We start from the raw sequence: 18,247 nt of genomic DNA on the forward strand, positions 1-18,247 counted from the left end.
AGTGGCAGTACATGGACTGGATGGGATGGTTGTGCCGGATGCGGTGTGCCTTGCTGCTGTGCAAGGCATGGGGAATCACGGCGGTGTGCGCCTTGTGGCTGGCCGCGCCGGCCTGGGCGGGGTTGGGTGCCTCGGTCACACTGGTGGGGGCCACGGCGATTTATCCGGGGGAAACCACCCTGCTGCAAATCACCCTGTCCAATAGCAATCAGACCGCCCTGCTGACCAACGTGGCATTTGCCAACACGCTGCCTGGCGTGTGGCCCAATGGCTTGCGCATTGCCGGTGCAGCCACCTACACCTGCACCGACCCGGCAGGCCCCACCACCAGCGCCGGAGTGGGGGTACTCACGGCCACGCCAGGCACCCAGGCGATTTCCCTGACTGGCGGTGTGATTCCACAGCACAGCGGTGGCACCGACGGCACCTGTACCATTCAGATTCCGGTGACCGCCGGCTCTTCCACCGGAACCAGCGTCACCCACACCTATACCGTGCTGAGCAATGCGGTGACCGGTGACGACCCCGGTGCCCAGATCAATGTGGGTGATGTCAGCCAGACCGTGAACGTCAAGCCGGTGGCGCTGCCCACGCTGAACAAGAACTTCAGCAACAGCACTGCCGTGCTGGGCGGCGCGCCGGTGACGCTGACCATCACCCTGAACAACCCGACCAACCCGATTGCCATTCCCAATTTCAGCATTACCGACAACTTTCCCACTCTGGGCGGCGGTGGCGCGGTCATTCAGGTGGCCACCCCACCGGCGGCTACCGCCACCTGCACCGGCGCAGGCACGCCACCCGTGTTTACCCCGGCAGCGGGTGATGTCAGCCTGACCGCCACGGGCGGTACGGTGGCGGCCAATGGCAGCTGCACGCTGACAGTTAAAGTAGAAGCGCGCCATTCCAACGGCCAGTACACCACCGGCGCGCAAACCAATGTGATTCAGGGCAGCGCCAACTTCACCAACGACCTGGGCCTGGTGCCGGCCAACGCCAGTGCATCGGTCACGGTCAATTCGCCGCTGCGGGTCAGCAAGGCGTTTGCCCATGCCGCGCTGGCCAGCGGGCAAAGCGACACCATGACCATCACGCTGACCAACGATGGCAGCAGCGCGCTGACGGTGACGACGCTGACCGACAGCCCGATTGACGGCATTGGCGATGCCGCGTATGGCCTGAAAGTGCAACCTGGCGCGGCCACCACCTGTGCCGGCGGCGCGGTGGCCAATACGGCTGGCGATGTGGGGGTGACCCTGACAGGCGGGACGATTCCGGCCAATGGCAGCTGCACGGTGACCGTGCCCTTTATCGGCACCTCGCAAGTGGCCGGGGTACCCATCACCTTTACCAACACCCTGGCCGAAGGCGCGGTGGGCGTCACCGCCCCGGCCATTGTCAGCAAATCCGCCTCCGCCACCGTGCTGGTGGCCGATGATCTGGTGGTGCTCAAATCTGCCACCCCGTCGGGCGGCAGCAGCGTGGCACCGGGCAACCCGATCCGCTTCAGCATCACCGTCAATAACTATTCCGGCACTGACCGGGCCAATGTCACGGTCAGCGATACGCTGGTGAACACCAGCTTCCTGACGGGCACCATCAATGGCAATAATTACACCCCCAGCGTCAGCGCCGGGTGTGGGGCGCTGACGGTTGCCGGCGCGGTGGGTGCCACCACGCCGGTGTTTACCATTGGCAACCTGCCGCAGCGGATCAGCGCCAGCACGCCAGGCAGCTGTGTGGTGACCTTCTGGGCGATGGTCAATCCGGGAGTGGCCAATGGTGCCACCATCCAGAACAATATTGTCGCCAGCGGGGTGTGCCACAGTGGCGGTGCCTTGTGCAATGCCGCACCATCTGGCCCGACCAGCTCGTCGGTCAATAGCGCCGTGCTCAGCGCGGCCAAGGCATTCAGTCCGGCTGGGCCTTTGTCGGAAGGCACCATCAGCCGGATGACGATCACCCTGACCAATCGTTCAGCCAACCCGATTACCGGGCTGTCGGTCACCGACACCCTGCCGCTGGCGGTGTCTGGCGGTGGGCAGTTGCGCGTGGCCACCCCGGCCAATGCCGCCAGCACCTGTGGTACGCCCACCATCACCGCCGTGGCCGGCTCCACTTCGCTGGGCCTGAACGGAGGCTCGGTGCCGGCACGGGCCAGCAATGGCACGGGTGCCGATGGCACTTGTGTGGTGCAGGTGGACGTGGTTGGGCCAGCCGGGGTGTACAACAACACCGCCACGGCGTCCGGCACCGAAACCTACGCCGATGGCACCACCCACCTGCTGGCCCCTGTCACCACCAATACTGCCACGCTGACCTACACCGGCTCGCTGGGGGCGAGCAAAACCTTTTCGCCTACTGCCGTGTCGTCTGGTGGGCGAGCCACCGTGCTGATTCGTATCAGCAATGGTGGCGCTGTCCTGCTGAATAATGTGTCGGTGACCGACCCGCTGCCCGCCGGCATGGTGGTGGCCAGCCCAAGCAACGCCTACACCACCTGCCCTGGCAGCCCGACGGTATCGGCCACCGTGGGCGGCAGTTCGGTCAGCATGAGCGGGGCCACGCTGAGCAGCGGGGCCAATTGCGATGTGCTGTTTGATGTGGTGGCCACTGGCGCCGCCAACTGGGTGAACACCATTCCAGCGGGCAACCTCACCGCTTCCGGCGGGGTGATGAACAGCTCGGCGGTGATTGGCACGCTGAACTGGAGCCCGCCCACCAATATCATCCTGGCCAAGGCCACCAACCCCAGTACGCTGACCTTTCCTGGTCAGGTCAGCGTACTGACCATCACCGTCACCGCTGGCACCCAGGCCGTGACCGGTTTGAGCCTGACCGACTACTTTACGGTGGATGGCACCGCTGGTGCTGCACTGAATGGCTGGGCCATTGCGCCGTCGCCAGCGGCGCAAACCAGCTGCCCTGGCGGGATGGTCAGCGCCACGGCGGGGAGCAATCAGCTGTCGCTGAGCGGTGCCTCGCTGGCGGCCAACACCAGCTGCACCATCACGGTGAATGTCACCTCGTCCAAGGTGGGCGGGATCACCAACTTTATCCCGATTGGCGCGGTGAGCACCGATCAGGGCTTGAGCAATGTCGGCCCGGCCAACACCAGCCTGACCATCAACAGCAACCTGGGGCTGGTCAAGCAGTTCTCGCCCAACCCAATCAAACCGGGCGAGCGCGCCCGCCTGCGCATTACCTTTTATAACCCGACCGCGCAAACGGTGACCAATGCCTCGGTCACTGACAATCTGCCCGGTGCCATGAGCGTGCCGGCTGGGGCCAACCCGACCACAACGTGTGCCGGGGCCACCCTGACCACGCCAACCGCCAGCCAGGTGCAGATTACCGGAGCCACCGTGGCCGCCGCCGTGGGCGTGGTTTCGGGCACCTGCTACGCCGAACTGGACGTGCTGGTGGCCGCCCAGGGCGATTACACCAACACCATCCCGGCCAATGCCGTGGTGGCCACCACCGGCGGCGTGCCCACCACCAACTCGCAGCCCAGCAGCGATACGCTGAAAGTGAAGTCGCCGCTGGTGGTGCACAAGGCGATTGATGGCAAAACCCTGGACAGCGGCAACCCGGCAGGCTTTGCCACCAACACCGCCAGCGCGCTGGCTGGGGTGTCTACCACGCTGACCGTGCATATTGCCAACCCCAATACCGCGCCGGTCACACAAACCCTGTTCACCGACACCCTGCCCAGCGGCATGGTGATTGCCGCCACCCCGGCGGCCAGCACCACCTGCGCCGGGGGCACGGTCATTGCCGCACCATCGGGCACCAGCTTCCGCCTGACCGGGGCCACGGTGCCGGCCAGCGGCAGTTGCACGGTGCGGGTGGACGTGCTGAGCAACTCGCCCGGTTCGTACACCAACACGCTGGCTTCTGGCGCGGTGACCACGCTGGAAGGGGTGAAGAACGAAGAGCCCACCAGTGCCCGGCTGATCGTCGCGCAGCCGGTGGGGGTGAGCAAGCAGTTCAGCCCGGCGGTGATTACCCCGGGCGGCACGTCACGGCTGAGCATTGTGCTGAGCAATAACAACAGCACTGCGGTCACCCTGACCAGTGCATTTGACGATGTCCTGCCGATTGCGCCAGGTCAGATTCAGGTGGCTGCGGTACCCAATGTCAGCAGCACCTGCACCGGCGCAGTCACCGCTGCCGCAGGGGCCACCACGGTACGGCTGGCCAATGGTGCCACCGTGCCGGCTGGCGGTTGCACGCTGAGCGTGGATGTCACCGGCAGTACGCCAGGGGTGCATACCAACAATATCCCGGCTGCCGCGCTGAAAACCAGCCTGGGCAACAACCCGACCCCTGCCAACGCCACGCTGACCGTCAGCGACAAGGGCTATGTGTCGGGCCGGGTGTTCAAGGACAACAACGTCACGCCCAATGGCAGTTATGAGGCCGGCACCGACACGCCGCTGGAAGGTGTGTCGGTCGAACTGCGCACCGGGGCCAGTTGCGCCGGCGCACTGGTGGCCGGGCTGACCAACCCCACCCCCACCGACGCACTGGGTAACTATCTGTTTGCCGAGCTGTCTGCCGGCACCTATTCGGTGTGCCAACCCGCCCAGCCCACCGGCACCAGCAATGGCATTACCACCGCCGGCTCGATTGTCAGCAATGGCGGCAGCACCGGCACGGCGGGCGCAGCCAGCAACCCTGGTGCCACCAGCAGCCAGATTGTCGGCATTGTGCTGAACATGGCCGGGGGCGGTCAGGTCAGCGGCTCGGTGCAAAACAACTTTGCCGAAGTGGTGCTCAGCCAGATTTCCGGCACGGTGTTCCTGGACCAGAACAATAACGGCATCCAGAACGGTGCCGATAACGGCCTGGGCTCGGTCACCCTTGAGCTGCTCAACGCCAGCAACGCGGTGGTGGCCACCACCACCACCAACGCCAGCGGCCAGTACAGCTTCACCAATTTGCAGCCTGGCAGCTATTCGGTGCGCGAGCCCAACCAGCCGGCGGGTTCCAGCAATGGCCTGACCGTGGCGGGCAGCGTGGGCAATGGTGGCACGCCAGGCAGCGTCACGGCAGTGGGCACCCTGCCCAGCCGGATCAGCGCCATTGTGCTGCCGCCCAATACCAGTTCCATCGACAATAACTTTGCTGAAATTCCCAACGGACGCACGCTGTCCGGCAAGGTGTTCTTTGACGTCAACGATAACGGCGTGCAGGACAGCGGCGATGGCGGCATTGCCAATGTCACCCTTAACCTCACCGGCAATGACATCAACGGCAACCCGGTCAGCCTGACGGTCAACACCTCGGCGGATGGTTCGTACATGTTCAGTGGTGTGCCGGAAGGCAGCAGCTACACCGTCACCGAACCGACCCAGCCAGCAGGCAGCAAGAATGGCAAAACCCTGGTGGGCTCCACGGGTGGCACCGCCACCTTGGTGACGGTGGTTCCCAGCGCCCTCAGCGCGATCAATCTGGCGGCGGCCAATACCGTGTCGGCCAATAACAACTTTGCCGAAATTCCGCTGCCGCCTTCTGGCGGTGGCGGCTCCAGCACGCCGCCAGGCCAGCCCGATCTGGTGCTGAGTAAAACCCACAGCCCCAGCCAGTTCAGCCTGGGCGGCACGGGCAGCTACACCTTGCAAGCCAGCAACCAGGGCGACGGTGCCACCGCCTTGGGCATTCAGGTGGTGGATACCCTGCCGGCTGGGGTAACCGTCAACGGCACGCCCAGCGGCAGCGGCTGGCAATGCCAGGTCAGTGGTCAGCAGGTGAGCTGCCAGCTGGCGGATTTGCTGCCGGCGGGCGGCAAGGCCGCGCCGATTGTGATTCCGGTGAAAGTGGACGCCAACCTGACTGGCACCACCCTCACCAATACCGCCGTGGTCAGCGGCGGCGGTGAAGGCACGGATAAAACCGGCAATAACACTGCCACCGACGTGGTCACCATTATTATTCCGGTCAAGCCTGACACCCGTCAGCCGGATCTGGGGGTGAGCAAAACCCACAGCCCGGCCCAGTTCAGCGCCGGGGGCAGCGCCAGCTATACCTTGCAGGCGTTCAACCACGGCGATGGCAGCACCACCCAGGGCATCCGCGTGGAGGACACCCTGCCTGCCGGTCTGGCCATTGTTGGCGCGCCAGCCGGTGCGGGCTGGCAATGCCAGGTGAGCGGCCAGCAGGTCAGCTGCCAATCCAGCAGCCTGCTGGCTGCCGGCGCCAGTGCTACGCCGATTGTGATCTCGGTCATGGTAGACCCTGCCCTGGCCGGCAAGAGTGTGACCAATACCGCCGTGGTCAGCGGCGGCGGCGAAGGGCCGGATAAAACCGGCAATAACACCGCCACCGATGTGGCCAGCATTCCGCTGCCAGAAGTGCCGGCAGTGCAGCCCGATCTGGTGATCAGCAAAACCCACAGCCCGGTGCTGTTTGGCGCGGGCAGCCTCGCCAGCTACACCCTGACCGTGTCCAATCAGGGCGAAGCCGCCACCTTCCAGAGCATCCAGGTGAGTGACAGCCTGCCGGACGGCTTGCGCGCAGCGGGCACGCCCAGTGGCAAAGGCTGGCAGTGTCAGGTCAGCGGCCAGCAGGTCAGTTGCCAGTCCAGCGATGTTTTGCTGCCAGGTGGCCGGGCTGCGCCGATTGAGATTCCGGTAAAACTGGACGCCAGTCTGAGCAGCCGGACCCTGACCAATATCGCCGTGGTCAGCGGCGGCGGTGAAGGCTCGGATAAAACCGGTAACAACACCGCCACCGATGTAGCCGAAGTCAGCCAGCCAGATCTGCTGCTGAGCAAAACCCACAGCCCGGTGCGCTTGATTGCAGGCCGCACCGCCAGCTATACGCTGACCGTGTCCAATCAGGGCATTAGCGCCACGGTGGGCAGCGTGCAGGTGGTGGATACCCTGCCCGCCGGGCTGACGGTCTCCGGTGTGCCCGGCGGCAATGGCTGGCAATGCCAGGTCAGCGGCCAGCAAGTCAGCTGCCTGCTGGACACGCCGGTATTGCCGGGTGCCAGCGCTACGCCGATTGTGATTCCGGTGAAACTGGCCGCCACGCTGACCAGCCAAACCGTCACCAATACCGCTGTGGTCAGCGGTGGCGGTGAAAGCAGTGACAAAACCGGCAACAACACCGTTGCCGACGTGGCCGAGGTGGTGTTGCTGGCCAGCGTGCATGGCCATGTCTGGCTGGATATGTCACACACCCGCCGCTTTGCCGACCCAGCCTCACGGCCACAACCCGACTGGATGGTGGAACTGCTGCGCGATGGTGTGCTGCTGCGCAGCGCCCAGACCGACGCCGAAGGCGCGTATGGCTTTACCGAACTGGAAGCCGGCAGCGGCTACCAGATTCGCTTCCGTCATCCGCAAACCGGGCTGCTGTACGGGGTGGCAGTGCCCAACGAACAGGCCGCCAGCTTTACCAGCAGCGTGATCAGCGCCACCAATCCAGCCGGTGCCAGCCAGAGCGATGGCACGCTGGCCAACCTGACATTGACGCCCGGGGCCAATGTGCTGGAACAAAGCCTGCCGCTGGATCCCGCTGGGATTGTCTACGATGCGGTGACCCGCCAGCCGGTGGCCGGTGCTGTGGTCACCCTGCGTGGCCCCGCTGGCTATGATCCAAGTGTCCATCTGGTGGGCGGTGGTACCGCGCAAACCACAGGCAGCGACGGCATGTACCAGTTCCTGCTCAATCCGACCGCCCCCAGCGGTGATTATTCCCTGCGGATTACCACCTATCCGGGCGGGTATGTGCCGGCACCTTCCAGCCTGATTCCGGTGTGCACCGGCGTGCTGAACGTGGCCAGCCAGCCCGACCCGGCGCTGGTTCAGCGCAGCAACAGCCAGCCGGCCAGCAGCGTGCCGCTGCACCAGCCCACGGCTTGCCAGGGCATTGTTGGTGGCGGGGCCAGCACCACCCAGTATTACTTTGACTTTACCCTCTCGGTGGGTCGGGGCGGCTCGGCCAATGTGGTCAATAACCATATTCCGCTGGACCCGTTCCGTTCCGGCACGCTGCGAGTCAGCAAAACCACGCCGCTGGTGAATGTCAGCCGGGGTGGCCTGGTGCCTTACACCGTGACGGTGAACAACGCGGCTGACAGCTCGCCGGTAACGGCGGCCAGCGTGGTGGACCATTTGCCACCAGGCTTCCGCTATCGCCAGGGCTCGGCCTCGGTGGATGGGGTGATGATTGAACCGCAGGTCAGCGGGCGTGACTTGCGCTGGCCAGGCCTGGCGGTGAACAGCGGCCAGACCCGCACCGTGCGGCTGGTGCTGGTGGTGGGGGCCGGCGTGGGTGAAGGGGAATACACCAACCAGGCCTGGGCAGCGGATGCCAGCCAGCGGGTGATTTCCAATATCGCTGCCGCTACCGTGCGCATCGTCCCCGACCCTACCTTTGATTGCAGCGACATCATCGGCAAGGTGTTCGACGACAAAAACCTCAACGGCTACCAGGACGACGGCGAACCGGGCATTGCCAATGTGCGCGTGGTGACGGCGCGTGGCCTGCTGGTCACCACCGACGCTGACGGGCGCTTCCATGTGCCCTGCGCCAGCGTGCCGCAGGCCGATCGCGGCAGCAATTTTGTGATGAAACTGGACGAACGCACCCTGCCGTCCGGCTACCGGCTGACCACGGAAAACCCGCGTGACGTGCGGGTGACGCGCGGCAAGATGGTCAAGTTGAACTTTGGTGCCGCCATCCACAAGGTGTTCCGGCTGGAACTGGACGAGCGCGCCTTTGTGCCGGGCGAAGACCGCCTGCTCGACAGCTGGGCCGCCCAGTTGCCGGCGCTGATCACCGCCTTGCAGGCGCACCCTGCCGTGCTGCGGCTGGCTTACCCGCCGCTGAGCCGTCAGGCCAGCCGGCTGGAGGCGCTGCAGGCCGAGTTGCGCCGCCGCTACGCCCATCGCGAGGGCGCGCGCGCCGATGCGCCGCCCCTGCTGATTGAACTTGAACCTTTGTCCACCCCGACTCACCCAGGAGGCGCGCAGTGATGGCGGCCAGATTGATGTACAAGCGGTCGCTGACCGCCACCCTGGCCGCGCTGTGCGCGCTGCAACTGACGGCGGCGCAAGCCGAATCCGGCCCTGGCAGTGATGACGGCAAGCGCCGTGACAATGGCCGGATTGACCACCAGCCCTTGCCCAGCCCGGCAGAACGCCAGCCGGCCCTGGCATATCCGCTGCCCTCGGGGGTCAGTCGCGCCGATCTGGTTCAACTGCGCGCCAACGAAGCCCGCACGCCGGCTACGCCGCCGCTGCAGGCGCTGGTGCTGGACGAAGCCGGGCGCACCCTGTTTGTGTCGGGCCAGGCAGAATTGACCCCCGCAGCCAAGCGCACGCTGGATGCGCTGATTGCTCAGTATGCCGGCCAGCCTGGCCTGCGCCTGTCGGTGGTTGGGCATACCGACACCCAGCGGCTGTCGCCTCGCGCCCGGCGGCAGTTTGCCGATAACCAGGCCTTGTCCGAAGCGCGTGCGCTGACCGTGGCACGCTACCTGCAGCAGGGCTGGCAACTGCCGCTGGCGCAGGTGTCGATTGCCGGTCGGGGTGAGCAGCAGCCACTGGCCAGCAACGCCAGCGCGCAGGGCATGGCGCATAACCGCCGGGTGGATCTGCGTCTGTGGCAGCAAGCGCCAGAACCCGTGTTCGCACCGGTAGCCGCCAATCCGCCCGCCGCCTGTGCGCCGTTGGCGGCGCAGCCGGACCTGCCTTTCCGGATCAGCGTGGACGGCGAGGCGCTGACGCTGGGCGAGCCGGTCAACGAAGCCGACCGTCAGCGTTGCACCGATGTAGCGCTGGCACAAGCCGATATCCAGATCAAGTACGACGATCTGGCTGCCACGCCCAGCCTGAATGTATGGACGGCCCGCGACCTGGCGCTGCGCGGCCAGCCGGTGCAGTTTTTGGGTTACAGCAATTATGTTCACTGGATTCACCGCGCCGAAGTGCGGGTGTTCAAGCGCGGCGAGCGCCCCGATGCGCCGCCGCTGGCGGTGACACCGCTGAACTGGGCCGAGGCCAGCGAATGGACGGTTCCTGCCGAAGGCCAGGAGGAATACGCGTATTTGCTGCGGGTGTACGACCGTGATGGCCGTTTTGACGAAACCGCGCTGAAACCGCTAAACGTGGCCAGCCGCGCCCGGCCACTGGCCGACCTGCAAGCGCCGTCGCGTGAAGCGCTGACTGGCTGGGGCGAAAACGCCCGCGCACTGGGCAATATGTCGGTGCGCGGTGGCACGGTCAGCATCAGTGGCCAGCTGCGCCCCGGTCAGCGCGTGGCCGCGCTGGGCCTGTCGGCCCCGGTGGATGCGCAGGGGCGCTTTGTGTTGCGCCAGATTCTGCCTGCCGGCCCGCATCAGGTGGCGGTGGCGGTAACCGAGCCGGATGGCCGCGAAGCGGTGTTCCGCCGCAATCTGTCGATTCCGGACCAGGACTGGTTTTACATTGCCGTAGGTGATCTGACTCTGAGCCAGAGTCGGGTCAGCGGGCCGGCACAGCTGGTAACCGGCGACAGCGAGGCAACGTCGGGTAGCCATCTGGATGGCCGTGCGGCGTTTTACCTGAAAGGCAAGCTCAAGGGCGACTGGCTGCTGACCGCCGCCGCCGACACCCGCGAGCAGCCGGTCAAAAACCTGTTTTCCAACTTTACCGCCAAGGACCCGCGCTACCTGCTGCGCAATATCGACCCCAACCAGTATTACCCGGTGTACGGCGACGACAGCACCACGGTGGACGACGCGCCAACCCAGGGCAAGTTTTATGTGCAGCTGGCGCGTGGTGAATCGCAGGTGATGTGGGGCAACTTCCAGACCCAATGGACCGGCAGCGAGCTGATCCAGTATTCGCGTGGGCTGTACGGCGCACGGGCGCGTTTTCGTTCGGAAGACAGCACCGGGTTTGGTGCCCGACAAACCCAGGTGGAAGCGTTTGCCGCCGACCCTGGCACCTTGGGCGCGCGCGAAGTGTTTCGCGGCACCGGTGGTTCGCTGTATTACCTGCGTCATCAGGACATCACCCAGGGCTCGGAGCGCCTCTGGGTGGAAGTGCGCGACCCGGATTCCGATCTGGTGCTGGAACGTCGCCAACTGAGCGCCGGGCAAGACTACGAAGTGAATTATCTGCAGGGCCGCATCCTGCTGCGCGAGCCCTTGCCGTCCACCGCCAGCGGCAGCGGGCTGGTGTACACCAGCAGCCTGAGCGGCCAGCCGCTGTATCTGGTCACCAGCTATGAATACGCGCCGGGCCTGAGCGAAATCAGCAACCAGACCGTCGGCCTGCGCGCCACCCACTGGTTGAACGACCTGGTGCAATTGGGCGTCACCCAGTATCGCCAGGGCGAGGACGCCAGCCAGCAAACCTTGCGCGGGCTGGATGCCACCTTGCGCCTGTCGGCTGGCAGCCAGCTGCGCGCCGAATTTGCCCGCGCCAGCGGGCCGGGCAGCACCAGCTTTTATTCACAGGATGGTGGCTTTGGCTTTAACGGCCAGGCCAGCAGCGTGATCCGCGACGCCAACGCCCAGCGGCTGGAAGCCCGGCTGGATCTGGCCGACTGGATTGACGGCGGCAAGGGCCAGTTCATGGGTTACTGGCAACACCGCGAACGCGGTTTTGCCGCGCCAGGCCAGGTGTTTGGCAATGGCGAGGCGGTGCGTCAGGTCGGGCTGCAGGGCAGCATGCCGCTGGGTGCCTCCAGCGAACTGCGGGTCAAGGCCGACAGCCGTCAGGCCGATACCCAGTCACAGCGCAATATCGAAGTGGGCGTGGCCACCCAGCTGGATGCGCAATGGAAGCTGTCCGGCGGGGTGCGCCACGACACTCGCGACAGCGCCCTGGCCAACGCCAGTCCAACGCTATCGCAAAACGGCGGGCGCACCGATGCCATTGTGCGCGCCGATTACACCCCGGCCAAAGATGACGGCAAGCCGGGCGAAACCGAAGACTGGTCGGCCTACGGCTTTGCCCAGGCTACCCTGGCGCGCAGCGGCCAGCGCGATGCCAACCATCGCGCTGGCCTGGGCGGGCGCTGGCGGCTGAACGACCGGATGGGTGTAAACGCCGAGGCCTCGGAAGGTAGCCTGGGCGTGGGCGGCAAGCTGGGAGTGGATTACCGCCTCTCCGACCGCAGCACCGCCTATCTGGACTACCGGCTGGAAAGCGACAACCCCGAGCGCAGCTACCGGGGCCGTACCGGCAACTGGGTGAGCGGGGCCGATTACCGGGTGAGTGAGCAAACCCGGCTGTTTGGCGAAACCCGCATGGCACATGGGGCCGGCCCGCAAAGCCTGACTCAGGCGTTTGGTGTGGACCTGGCACCGAATGACCGCTGGACGCTGGGGGTGAAAACCGAAGTGGGTGAGCTGAGCGACCCGCAAGCGGGTGATCTGCGCCGGGTGGCACTGGGGTTTTCCGCCGCGTACAAATACCAGAAGCTGAGCTATAGCGGCGCGCTGGAGCTGCGCAACGAGCACGGCAGCGGTACTGGCAGCATCAGCCATCGCCGGGTCTGGCTGTGGCGCAACACCCTGGGCTACCAGCTGGACCCGGACTGGCGCTTGCTGGGCAAGCTCAATCTGTCGCGCAGCAATAACAGCCAGGGCGCGTTCTATGACGGCAATTTTCACGAAGTGGTGCTGGGCGCGGCCTACCGCCCGGTGAACAACGACCGCTGGAATACCCTGTTCAAGTACACCAATCTGTACAACGTGCCGTCTCCTGGCCAGCAAGCGCCATCCGGCGTGGGCAGCGCCGATTACGCCCAGCGCAGCCAGGTGTTCTCGGTGGATACGGTGTGGGATGCCTGGACCAGCCTGTCGCTGGGGGCCAAGTATGGCCTGCGCATTGGCGAGCTACGCGCCAACAAGGTCAGCGGTGAATGGTTCTCCAGCCGCGCCGACCTGCTGGTGTTGCGCGCCGACTGGCATGTGGTCAAGGAATGGGACGCGCTGGTGGAATGGCGCACCCTGCGCGCCAAAGAAGCCGAGGATGCCCGCTCTGGCGTGCTGCTGGGGGTGTACCGCCACCTGGACAAGCACGTCAAGCTTGGGGTGGGCTACAACTTCACTTCATATTCGGACGATTTGACCGACTTGTCTTACCGCAGTCGCGGCTGGTTTCTGAATGTACTGGGGACGTTCTGAACGGGACGTGATGGGGTAAAGCCAGCCATCCCTGTGCTGGCCCGACCCCATTCGGGGGTCAGGCCATCAACAGGGCTCTGTGCCTCTGGCTGGGCTGTGGTCGGTTTCGCGGCGGAATTCGCTGGGGGTCAGACCAAAGCGCTCACGGAACGCGGTGGCGAAGTTGGCCTGGTTGCTATACCCGCAGTGGCCGGCAATCTGTTGCACCGGCAAGGCGCTTTCGGCCAGCAGGCGGCGTGATTCCGACAGGCGCAGTTCGCGCAGGTAGTCGAACACGGTGGCACCGGCGCAATGCTTGAAGGCTTCGTTCAGTCGACGGGTGTTGGTGCCCACGGCAGTGGCCAGCTCGCCCAGATTGGGCGCAGCATCCAGACGTTCGCGCAATATCTTGCGCGCGGAAGAGAACAATACTTTATCGAGATTGGACGCGTGATCCGGCACCTGCTCGTCTTCCGGGGCAGCGGAGGACGAGTGGGCAACCGTTTGGATGCGCGCCAGACCGAGGTGAATTCCCACCCGCAACTTCACCTCTTCAAAATCAAAAGGTTTGGTCACGTAGTCCACCGCGCCTTCGTTCAGACCGGCAACCCGGTCCTGCGGCATGGCGGCGGCAGTCAGAAAAATCACCGGGATCTTGCTGGTTTGTCCATCGGCCTTGAGGCGGCGACAGGTGGCTAATCCATCGCAGCGCGGCATATGAATATCCAGCAAAACCAGGTCTGGTTGAATGGCAACCGCTTTCTGGTAGCCATCCAGACCATCCTCTGCCACATAAAGCCGATAGCCTTGTTGGCGGAGGAAATCTGCAAGCAGGAGCCGGTCTTCCGCGGCGTCATCCACAAGCAGGATACGAGGAGAGAGTGTTGCAAACGGGGCAGCGTTCATGGATATATTGTGGCATAGCCCCCCTTCGTGTCACGGGGGGTTTACGGGTTTTTACCTATCTACTACACAGGTTTTCCCTTTCAGCACAAATTTTCTGCACTCAGGCAAAACCCAGCGTGAACAAGTGACCGCCCAGTCAGTTTTTTGGCGGACAAAACCGGGTAAATCCTTGATTGTCCGTTGCCAAATTGTCACATCTGGCCAGGGAAATCGCGCTTGGCAGCAGGGCTTATCCCTGACGCGCGGCTTGCGCCAGCTGGCGCAGCACCTGTGCGGCAGCGGCCAGGCCAAAGCCGGCGGTCACGCTCATCACCGAGCCAAAGCCGGCGCAGTTCAGCCCGTGGCCACTGGCCGGGCTGGCGTCGCAGGCCGCACTTGGGCGGATCAGCGGTTCGGTAGAAAACACGCACGGCACGCCAAACTTGCCCTCGCGGGCAAAGCCATGCTGGCGGCGCAGGGTGTAGCGTAGCTTGGAGGCCATCGGGTCGTCGGTGGTGCGCGACAGATCATCCACCACAATGCGGGTGGGGTCGGTCTTGCCGCCGGCACCGCCGCTGACCACCACCGGCACCTTGTGCCGACGGCACCAGGCAATCAGCGCCGCCTTGGCGCGCAGGCTGTCGATAGCGTCCACCACATAGTCCAGCTCGGTGGACAACAGCTGGCCCACCGTGTCCGGCTCAATAAATGCCTCCACGCGGTGAATCACCAGCTGCGGGTTGATCTGCAACAGGCGCTCGGCCATGGCGTCCACCTTGGCCATGCCCAGCGTGTCGGTCAGCGCATGGGCCTGACGGTTGATATTGGACGGGGCGACATGGTCCAGATCCATCAGCGTCAGCTCGCCAATCGCGCTGCGCGCCAGCGCCTCGGCGGCCCACGAACCCACGCCGCCCACGCCAATCACGCAGACATGCGCACGCTGAAAGCGCGCCAGCGCCGCCTCGCCATACAGCCGGCCAATGCCGCCAAAGCGGCGCGCCCAGTCGTCGTGGCCGGAAGAAGTTGGTGCGTCCATCACACGCCGTACTGGTTGCGGTAGGCCTGCACCTTGATCTGGTTGTCGGCCAGATCCGGGCTGTGGGCCAGATAGCCGAGCAAATCGTCCAGCGTGGCAATGGCAATCACCGGCATGCCGTAGTCGCGCTGCACTTCCTGCACGGCGGACAATTCTCCCTGGCCGCGCTCCTTGCGGTCCAGCGCAATCGACACCGCCGCCGGGGTGGCACCGTGAGCGCGGATCAGCTCGACCGACTCGCGCACCGAGGTGCCGGCAGAAATCACATCGTCGATAATCAGTACCCGGCCCTGCAACGGCGCGCCAATCAGCGTGCCGCCTTCGCCGTGGTCCTTGGCTTCCTTGCGGTTGAAGGCAAACGGAATATCCAGGCCGTCTTCGGCCAGCATCATTGCCGTGGCACCGGCCAGGGTGATGCCCTTGTAGGCCGGGCCAAACAGCATGTCGAATTCGACGCCGGACGCCCGGATGGCCTGGGCGTAAAACCGTGCCAGCTTCAGCAGGCTGGCACCGTGGTTGAACAGGCCGGCATTGAAAAAGTACGGCGACAGGCGCCCGGCCTTGGTGACAAACTCACCAAAACGCAGCACCTGCTCATCCACGGCAAAACGAATAAAATCCTGGCGAAAATCGCTCATCGGGCATCCTTCAATTTTTGACAGTCACGCATGCTGGCGCACGCAAAATGGGCGACAGCATAGCATGGAGAATTTCTTGCAACGAATCATCAGCGCCAACCTCAACGGCATCCGCTCCGCCCACCAGAAAGGTTTTTTCGACTGGCTGGCCACCCAGCAGGCCGATATTGTCTGTGTGCAGGAGCTCAAGGCCCAGCACGCCGACTTGACCGAGCGCATGCGCGCGCCCGACGGCCTGACCGGCTGGTTTCACTGCGCCGAGAAAAAAGGCTACAGCGGCGTGGGGCTGTATGCCCGGCGCGAACCAGACCGTCTGGACGTGGGGCTGGGCATTGCCGACATCGACGCCGAAGGCCGCTACCTGCGCGCCGACTTTGGCCCGCTGACCGTGGTGTCATTATACCTGCCGTCTGGCTCCAGCTCGGACGAGCGTCAGCAGGTGAAGTTTGCCTTTCTTGAACGCTTCTTGCCGTATCTGGTTGAGCTGCTGGCCAGTGGCCGTGAAGTGGTGGTGTGTGGCGACTGGAATATCGCCCATCAGGAAATCGACCTGAAAAACTGGAAAGGCAATCTGAAAAACAGCGGGTTTCTGCCTGAAGAACGGGCATGGATGACCCAGCTGCTGGGCGAGGTGGGCTGGCGCGATGTGTGGCGGCTGCTTTACCCGGATCAGCCCGGCTACACCTGGTGGAGCAACCGTGGCCAGGCCTACGCCAAGGATGTGGGCTGGCGGATTGATTACCAGATTGCCAGCCCGGCGCTGGCGGCGCGGGCGCACAGCGCCAGCGTGTACAAGGGAGAAAAGTTTTCCGACCATGCGCCGCTGATTGTCGATTACGCCGACTGAGGCCGCGCCGCTGTTGCCGCGCGGCCAGCAGCGGCGCGGGCTTATACCCGGAAGCTCGACAGCGTCTGATTGAGCATGCCCGACACCTGGCCCAGCTCGTCGGCCTTGTTGCGCATCTGCTCGGCCTGGTGGTTGTTTTCCTGCATGGCGTTGTTGATCTGCTCCAGCTCACCGCCCACCGCTTCGATGTCGTGGCGGATGCTTTCGGCACTGGTGGCAGTGTGGTTAACCACATCAGCCGCTTCTTCCATCAACTGGCTGGTTTGCGCAATGGTGTCGATCACCGTGCTGGAGGCGCTGACCAGTTCGCGGCTTTCTGCCGCCTGCTCGGACACTTCGCGGGTGGTGGTTTCGATGGTGGCCAGCACCCGCTCGACAAATTCATTGGTTTCGGACAGCGTGCTCTGGGTTTGGGTGGCCAGCTTGCGCACTTCGTCAGCCACCACGGCAAAGCCGCGCCCGGCCTCGCCGGCACGGGCGGCTTCGATGGCAGCGTTCAGCGCCAGCAGGTTGGTCTGGTCGGAAATGGTGGCAATGCGCGCCAGAATCTGGGTGATGTCGCGGATGTTCTGTGCCAGCCCGTCAAAGCGCTGGGCAATTTTCACGCTGGTTTCGGCGTTGCGGTTGACCGCCTCCATCATGATTTCCACCTGCTCGCGCGAGCCGGCCAGCTTGTCGTCGAGCACGCCAATCCGTCCGGCCAGATCGCGCGCCTGGGTGGCCGAGGTTTCGGCTTCGGCGCGGATGTTCTGGTTGTAGCGGGTAACCTGCTCTACCCGGTTGGCGCTGTCGGCAGCGCTGCTGACCAGTTTCACGCAGGTGTCTTTCAGCACGGTGGCGGTGCTGCTATTGGTTTTTGCCGCGGTGGCGGCGTCTTCAATCGCCCGGCGCATTTCGCCCAGCATGCTGTTCAGGTGTTCGGCCATGCGGCCGATTTCATCCTGGCTGGGGGTGCTGATCACCTTGGACAGGTCGCGCTCGGAAGCAATGGCCTGGATGTCGGTGCCAATGCGCTGCAGCGAGCGGGCCAGGATGCCGGTCAGCCACCAGGCAATCAGCCCGCCAATAACAAAGCTGGCCAAGCCAATCAGGATGGATTGCACCACGTTGTACAGCAGCAGGTTGCGCACATGGTCGATGCGGATATCGGCGCACAGGGCAATGGTTTCGCCGCTGGGCAGCTTGCGCGGGATAAACACCGAGCGGAAATAGCCAAACTGGTCGGTGTATTCGTCAAACTGCATGACACCGCTGCTCAGTGCGTTTTTCAGGCCGTCGCTGGCGTCGGTGTATTCCTCAAACTGCTTTTTGTAGTTGCCGGCCTTGATTTCTGCCTCGGGCGCGCCGTCGCTGAGAAACACCAGCTTGCCGTTGTCGATCTTGACCACGTACAGATAGGCCAGGTTGATCTGCTCGGCGTAGCGGCCCAGCTGGCTCATCCGGCTCAGGTATTCTTCCTTGGGCACGGTATTGCGCTGAGTCAGCCGCTGCATGTAGTCGCTGCCCAGTACATCGGGCACGGCGCTGGCCGAGGCGGTAAGCCGGCTGTCGATTTCGGCCACCACACCTTGCGATTTGAGGATGAATCCGTACACCGAATAGGCGGTGACGGTAATCAGGTTCAGCAGCAAAAACAGCGCAAGCAGCTTGTTTTTGACTGACCAGCGGGAAAAAGCAAACATGGCTGGGGCCCTCGAAAGCGTGGCGTGCCGGTCCGGGCGTTT

General features: G+C 64.4%; 7 protein-coding genes. 3 read left to right on the forward strand and 4 right to left on the reverse strand.

Annotation, left to right across the window (positions count from 1 at the left end; genetic code table 11):
• Positions 1 to 11 precede the first annotated feature (11 nt).
• Positions 12 to 8,990 (forward strand): SdrD B-like domain-containing protein, encoded by an 8,979-nt coding sequence (locus tag BXU06_RS13750; protein ID WP_077300792.1) that lies wholly within the window; start codon positions 12 to 14, stop codon positions 8,988 to 8,990.
• Positions 8,990 to 13,135: an OmpA family protein gene (locus tag BXU06_RS13755; RefSeq protein WP_150125214.1), complete on the forward strand. Its 4,146-nt coding sequence runs from the start codon at positions 8,990 to 8,992 to the stop codon at positions 13,133 to 13,135. Before BXU06_RS13750 ends, BXU06_RS13755 begins: the two co-directional genes overlap by 1 nt.
• Before the next feature lie 66 nt (positions 13,136 to 13,201).
• Here the strand turns inward: BXU06_RS13755 and BXU06_RS13760 are convergent, their stop codons facing one another.
• The 3 genes from BXU06_RS13760 to pyrE all read right to left on the reverse strand — a co-directional run bounded on the left by BXU06_RS13760 (position 13,202) and on the right by pyrE (position 15,676).
• On the reverse strand, positions 13,202 to 14,020 hold the full coding sequence (locus tag BXU06_RS13760; RefSeq protein WP_077300795.1) for a response regulator: 819 nt from the start codon (positions 14,018 to 14,020) through the stop codon (positions 13,202 to 13,204).
• A gap of 229 nt (positions 14,021 to 14,249) precedes the next feature.
• Positions 14,250 to 15,038 (reverse strand): tRNA cyclic N6-threonylcarbamoyladenosine(37) synthase TcdA, encoded by a 789-nt coding sequence (gene tcdA / locus BXU06_RS13765; RefSeq protein ID WP_077300798.1) that lies wholly within the window; start codon positions 15,036 to 15,038, stop codon positions 14,250 to 14,252.
• Positions 15,038 to 15,676: an orotate phosphoribosyltransferase gene (gene pyrE / locus BXU06_RS13770; RefSeq protein ID WP_077300801.1), complete on the reverse strand. Its 639-nt coding sequence runs from the start codon at positions 15,674 to 15,676 to the stop codon at positions 15,038 to 15,040. The genes tcdA and pyrE overlap by 1 nt, the downstream gene beginning before the upstream one ends.
• Positions 15,677 to 15,752: 76 nt before the next feature.
• Between pyrE and BXU06_RS13775 the strand changes: the two genes are divergently transcribed.
• Complete coding sequence (locus BXU06_RS13775; RefSeq protein WP_077300804.1) at positions 15,753 to 16,523, forward strand: exodeoxyribonuclease III; 771 nt, start codon at positions 15,753 to 15,755, stop codon at positions 16,521 to 16,523.
• A gap of 41 nt (positions 16,524 to 16,564) precedes the next feature.
• Here BXU06_RS13775 and BXU06_RS13780 read toward each other — a convergent pair whose 3' ends face one another.
• Positions 16,565 to 18,205 carry a methyl-accepting chemotaxis protein gene (locus BXU06_RS13780; RefSeq protein WP_077300806.1) on the reverse strand — a complete coding sequence of 547 codons (1,641 nt, stop codon included), beginning with the start codon at positions 18,203 to 18,205 and terminating at the stop codon, positions 16,565 to 16,567.
• Positions 18,206 to 18,247 lie beyond the last annotated feature (42 nt).

Source organism: Aquaspirillum sp. LM1, from assembly GCF_002002905.1.
In the GTDB taxonomy this organism is placed as follows: domain Bacteria; phylum Pseudomonadota; class Gammaproteobacteria; order Burkholderiales; family Aquaspirillaceae; genus Rivihabitans.